Below are 5503 nucleotides of genomic sequence, written 5' to 3'. Positions count from 1 at the left end.
CCTGTATGTTGATATCCAGGAACGAGGTACCCTGGCTGATCTGAAACAGGTTGTCGGAGTATCCGACGGGTAGCTCATCAACAAAAAACGAAGCCATCGCCGGACCAGATGCCAGCGAAGCAATCATCAAGGCTGCAATCTTGCTCAGGAGTTTGCCGTGCCGCACCATGACTCTCTCCATACTTGATACTCGCCTCTGGATTGTGCCGTTCCCGGGGACCAATTGCAATGGTCTCAGCGCAGCTGTGTTCCACGCTTAAGCATAGGGTAAACGCAGGAACTTGGCGGAGGCACCTCACGGTGAGGAACGTCCGGCCGGTTCCACTGCTCGCAGACACAACTTCAGATCCGATCCGAATAGGACCTCGAATTCACGCCGCCGTCAGTCGCCCCCGCCAGAGCCGCGGCGCCAGCGGACGGCTCTGGAACCATCGACTTGCTCTCGACGGTGAATGCTTTGCGGCGCGCGTCGTAAAATTCAAGCACGCGTTTTGCCGTTCGAGTTTCGAGCCGTTCGAAGTTTTCGCGCTCTCGATCAAGGTCCGTCGCGGACATCCTTCGGTCGGCTGCCCTCATCAACAGGAGGGACCTGACCGTCGGCCAAGAGCAGCCTGCGGCCTTTGCGATAATTTCCACCATGCCGGGATTCTCGCCGAGTATCGCCCGTTCGGCCATCTCGATCGGACAGCGCGCAAGGATCGACAACGCGATCACCGCGTGTTCAAAATTCTGCACGCGAGCCGCCGCATGAACGTTGGCTTCTCCAAGTTCCTTCCAGTATTTGAGCCGCCTGACCTTTTGCTTTGCCTTGGCGTGTTCCCGAGACGCATTGCGGATCTCTAGATTGATGTTGTCTATCACTTCCGTCACCGCGCCCTGCACGGCATCGGCAAATTGCGGGTTTGCTGCGAGGATCTTGCTGCACACAGAAGCGGAGGCGGTTTCAAGGAGCTTCAAAAAGTGATATCGAGGAATGTCGGGCCTCGCTCCGACGTGGAGCGCAAGCTCGGCGTCATTGCCGGATCGCGCGACGAGTTCGCGAAAGCTGCGGTCCGAAATGCGGGCACCTGCATTTTTAGCAACAGCATGCACAACAATCGGCCCGCCGCGATCAATCAGTATCTGAGTGACCGCCTCGCTAATTGTTTGACGCTGCGCAATTGCGTGAAGATGTTCCTGACTTTGAGTACTTGCACTGAGGACGAGATCTGACTCGCTAAGTGCGGTCGAGTGAGTGAGAATCGGACCCGCAACAGCGATCGCGTCGTCGCGGGAAAATGCTCGAACCAACGTTGCCGGCGCATTCGGGTCGATTGCGACGTGGTGCGCGAGCTTGATGCGGGTCCTCAATTCGATCACCTCGAGAAGCGTCTTGAATATCTCGTCGAATAGCTCGATCTGTTGTCTGGTATAGTGGCCAGAGCCTGCGACAAACAAATCGGTGATGCGCGTGAGCGCTCTCAATTGCCGCTTCGTGGGTCCAGACACAACTGTGTTCTGGATTTCGTCGATGAGTGAAGAAAATGTTGTTGCCATGGCTGTCGGCTTGTGGGGCATGTCAGGTTGGAAAGCGACAATCGCTTGATACCGACTGGGCATGAAAATGAATTGCTTCTGTTGTCTCACAGACAATTCAAATTGTCATGAATCGGGGGGCAAATCAGTCACTTTTCGTCGCATATGCGCCCTTCGCGGGCTTTGGTGACAATTCGAATGATGGCGAAAGGGCGCTTTGGCCGATCACCGGTTGACGGCCGACCTGCGGCGCGACTGGCTCTTGATCGGGAGGTGCGCGTCCTTTCCGGCCGCAGATGAAGACCTTGAACTTGATTCGCTCGCGCCAATCGGCCTATACCCGAGGCCGTATTTCGCCCGGGAGCAGCCATGGACGCGGTCGGCGCCGAGAGATCGAGCGGGAACAGACTTTCGTACGCCGGGCCGTCGGCCGGCAAGCCGTCCGCGGCCAAAGCCTGGCTCAAGGCCATCGAATTGACATCCCGCATCGAGGCCAATCCGAGAAAATTGTTCGCCGATGTCGTGGCGGAGTGGGCGGAGCAACAGCCCGACCACGCAGCGCTGATATCGGAGTGCGAAACCTTCGATTATCGCGCGCTCGCCGATCGCATCAATCGCTATGCCCGCTGGGCGCTCAAGTCAGGCGTCTCCGCCGGCAGCACGGTCTGCCTGCTGATGCCGAGCCGGCCGGACTATATCGCGGCATGGCTTGGCATCACGCGCGTCGGTGGCGTCGTGGCGCTGATCAACACCAGGCTGGTCGGCTCCTCGCTGGCCCATTGCATCAACCTCGCCAACGCCGATCACGTCATCGTCGCGGCCGAGTTCGAAGATGCTTTCGAAGGCGCCCACGCGCAGCTCACACGCGCCGCAAAAATCTGGCGGCATGGTGGTGTGCGCCGCGATGCCAGCCTCGAAGCGGCGCTCGATGAGCTGGACGGCTGTCCACTGTCGCCGACCGAACGGCGCGAGGTGATGATCGGCGACCGAGCGCTGTTGATCTACACCTCGGGAACAACGGGACTGCCGAAGGCCGCCAGCATCAGCCACCGCCGTATTCTGAACTGGGGCGGCTGGTTTGCGGGGCTCATGGACGCCGGCCCTGACGATCGGCTCTATGATTGCCTGCCGGTGTATCACTCCGTCGGCGGCATCGTGGCGCCTTGCAGCATGCTGGGCGCGGGCGGTTCGGTGGTGCTCAAGGACAGATTTTCCGCGAGCAGTTTCTGGCAGGATATCGTGCGTTTCGACTGCACGCTGTTTCAATATATCGGCGAGCTCTGCCGTTATCTGTTGAAGGCGCCGGCGTCCGAAGACGACACCAGGCACCGGTTGCGGATGGCCTGCGGCAACGGATTGCGCGGCGATATCTGGGAGGCCTTTCGGGCGCGCTTCGCCATTCCGAGAATCCTGGAGTTCTATGCCGCGACCGAGGGCAATTTCTCGCTGTTCAATGTCGAGGGCAAGGTCGGGGCGATCGGCCGGATTCCGCCGCTGTTGGCGCATCGCTTTCCAGCGGCGATCGTGCGCACCGACGCGGAGCGTGGGTTTCCGCTTCGCGGGGAAGACGGGCTCTGCATCGCCTGCGCCCGCGGCGAGATCGGTGAAGCCGTCGGCCGGATCGGGACTGCGGACGCGGGCGGCGGCCGTTTCGAGGGCTATACCGACACGGCCGAAACCGAGAAGAAGATTTTGCGCAACGTGTTCGAGACGGGCGATGCCTGGTTTCGGACCGGTGACCTGATGCAGCTCGACGAGCAGGGGTTTTTCCACTTCATCGATCGCCTCGGCGATACCTTCCGCTGGAAGGGCGAGAATGTCGCAACCAGCGAGGTCAACGAAGCGATCCTGGATTGTCCGGCGGTACGCGACGCCACGACCTATGGCGTGACCGTTGCCGGCAATGACGGCCGCGCCGGCATGGCGGCGATCGTCGTCAGCGAGGATTTCGATTTCGAGACCTTTGCCGATCATCTGGCCGACCGGCTGCCTGCTTACGCGCATCCGCTGTTCGTTCGGATCAGCGCGGCGATCGACGCCACCGAAACCTTCAAGCAGAAGAAGCAGCAGCTGATCCGCGACGGCTTCGATCCCGATATCGTAGCCGATCCGCTGTTCTTGCATGATCCGCAATCCGGCGAGTACCGCTCGTTGGATAGGACCGTCTATGCGCAGATCATGCAAGGCTCGGTCCGGCTATAATGGGCGCCGGCTGCGATGCGTTGCGCGTCATCAGTAGCCTGACGCCCTAATCGGGCGTCCGTGAAGAACGGCCTGTTTAGACTTGGACGGATTAGAGCACACAGGAGAGCGCGGAGAAATGGACGCCACAAAACCTTGAGCCAGCGGACCAGGCTAACTGCTGGATCGATCGGGAGCTCATGCGACAAAGGGATGCTTCATCTTCGTCGGCACCATAGTCCGCAAGGCGGTCGACGCGGAAACCGAATCAGGCTGGTGGCAACACCCATCAGCCTATGGTCTCGATTCGGAGTAAATATTGCCCTGCAGATCGAGGATAATGGCGACAGGCCTGCCGTCCTTCACGGTTGCTTTGCCTCGCCAAATTCCGTGATTGTCCTTTTTCAACCCCGAGATATTTGAATAGCCCTTTGCTTCAATGCGCGAGGTCGCTTCCTGCTCGTTGAGGCTGTCGGCGCCGAACAGCAACGCGACCTTCCGATGTGCCATATCGGAGAATTCGATCGGGGGGATTGCAGAATATGACAGATACAGATTGCCGGAGTAACAAGGGCTTGTCGGATTGATCGACGAATAGCAAGGACTAATCGCGCTGGTCGGAAATGCCGAGGGTAGGGTTGGCATGGTCGCATAGGCAGATGGTCGAGTCGATTGCGTCTGTGCAAATGCAAGTCCAGTGATCGACGTGGCGACTGCCACTGTAGCAAGGAGTCGCATGGTCACTCCTATTTTGAATCAGCTTCATGCCGCCGCCGCATCGTCTGATGTAAATAGTCGTGCCCAACAAGAGTTCCAGGCTTGGGCAGCCCGAACCGAAGGCGTGACGCTGGCTGGCGCGGTAGCCGGCCATTGCTGAGCGCTGACCACGAGGGTGACAAGCTGACCTGGCATTTAAGGACGCCGCGCCGAAAGGCCTGGCTGCCTTTGATAATTTCGCCGAACCGTTGCCGCTCGTGAAGGCTCGCGCATTCCGTGTCGTCGATTTCGCCGCCTCGATGGCCTTCTGGTTGGCGGTGGAGCGATCGTCGCTTCTGGCCATATTTTTTGATGTTTTCGCTTTGCGCATTTTTCTGCGCGATCTGGCCCATTTTTAGCTCGGCATGATTGGCTTCTATCGCGTTTTGCAAGAAGGCCTTGCTTGACGATTCGGCTGCGTAGGCGCTCTAAGCAATGGGACCACGGCGACGAAAATGATACGCGGAAGGAGAGTCTTTGTAGCGAATGCGGGCTTCAACCGAAAGCCTCACAACTGACTCAAATCCAGTGGCCGCGGCCATGCGATCGCGGATGATGGGCCGGCAGCGAGCTTATCGATGGCAGGCAGGCGGCGCTGTGGAAGCAGGCTGCCGGCTGTATGCGCATCGTAAAGCTGATGGCCGGACACGAGATGCGCTGGGCTACATGCAGATTCCGGACGTCGGAACGACCGCGTTCGAATTCGACACATGCATCCCGTCCGGCTTCCTTAATGTAGCGTGCCAAAGATGTCGGCGGCTGCAACGCTGCGATGGGTATTGCCTATCGCCGCCTCAATCTGTTCTTCAACTCTAAGGGTTCGTAAATAAATGACTTAGTCACTTTCTGACACGCTTCTCGTTGGGAGCGATGGTGTAGTTCCATTCCCCATGAAAGTCATGAGGAAATATGAAGTGGACCCCAGAAATAGGACCAGATGTTAAGGTGTGAAGCGTCCTGCTCTGTCTCAACCGATGGAGCCCGGATATGACGAAGTCACGCAAGAAGTTCGATGCCGCATTCAAGGCCAAGATTGCCCTGGAGGCGCTCC

Annotated in this window: 4 protein-coding genes; 1 reads left to right on the top strand and 3 read right to left on the bottom strand. The window is 58.7% G+C overall.

What is annotated here, in order from left to right; translation table 11 throughout:
- Window positions 1-342 precede the first annotated feature (342 nt).
- Entirely contained in the window at window positions 343-1536 is a 1194-nt protein-coding gene (locus tag WCB02_RS26700) for a DUF2336 domain-containing protein (protein ID WP_423962758.1), read from the bottom strand.
- A 348-nt stretch (window positions 1537-1884) separates the two neighbouring features.
- On the opposite strand from WCB02_RS26700, the gene WCB02_RS26695 reads away from it, so the two are divergent.
- On the top strand, window positions 1885-3717 hold the full coding sequence (locus WCB02_RS26695; RefSeq protein WP_423962757.1) for a long-chain-acyl-CoA synthetase: 1833 nt from the start codon (window positions 1885-1887) through the stop codon (window positions 3715-3717).
- A gap of 273 nt (window positions 3718-3990) precedes the next feature.
- Here WCB02_RS26695 and WCB02_RS26690 read toward each other — a convergent pair whose 3' ends face one another.
- Both WCB02_RS26690 and WCB02_RS26685 read right to left on the bottom strand, forming a co-directional pair.
- Window positions 3991-4434, bottom strand: coding sequence for a hypothetical protein (locus WCB02_RS26690; protein ID WP_423962756.1), 444 nt, complete (start codon window positions 4432-4434; stop codon window positions 3991-3993).
- An 8-nt stretch (window positions 4435-4442) separates the two neighbouring features.
- Entirely contained in the window at window positions 4443-4844 is a 402-nt protein-coding gene (locus WCB02_RS26685; protein ID WP_423962755.1) for a hypothetical protein, read from the bottom strand.
- Between the last annotated feature and the right edge of the window lie 659 nt (window positions 4845-5503).

Origin of the sequence: Bradyrhizobium sp. (assembly GCF_049581145.1) — a bacterium.
Taxonomy (GTDB): domain Bacteria; phylum Pseudomonadota; class Alphaproteobacteria; order Rhizobiales; family Xanthobacteraceae; genus Bradyrhizobium.
This window is presented reverse-complemented; position numbering and strand designations above follow the sequence as displayed.

What these genes read in the sequence shown, in the direction of transcription:
- WCB02_RS26700 (WP_423962758.1), bottom strand. Translation starts at nt 1,536, where the DNA reads ATGGCAACAACATTTTCTTCACTCATCGACGAAATCCAGAACACAGTT.
- WCB02_RS26695 (WP_423962757.1), top strand. Translation starts at nt 1,885, where the DNA reads ATGGACGCGGTCGGCGCCGAGAGATCGAGCGGGAACAGACTTTCGTAC.
- WCB02_RS26690 (WP_423962756.1), bottom strand. Translation starts at nt 4,434, where the DNA reads ATGCGACTCCTTGCTACAGTGGCAGTCGCCACGTCGATCACTGGACTT.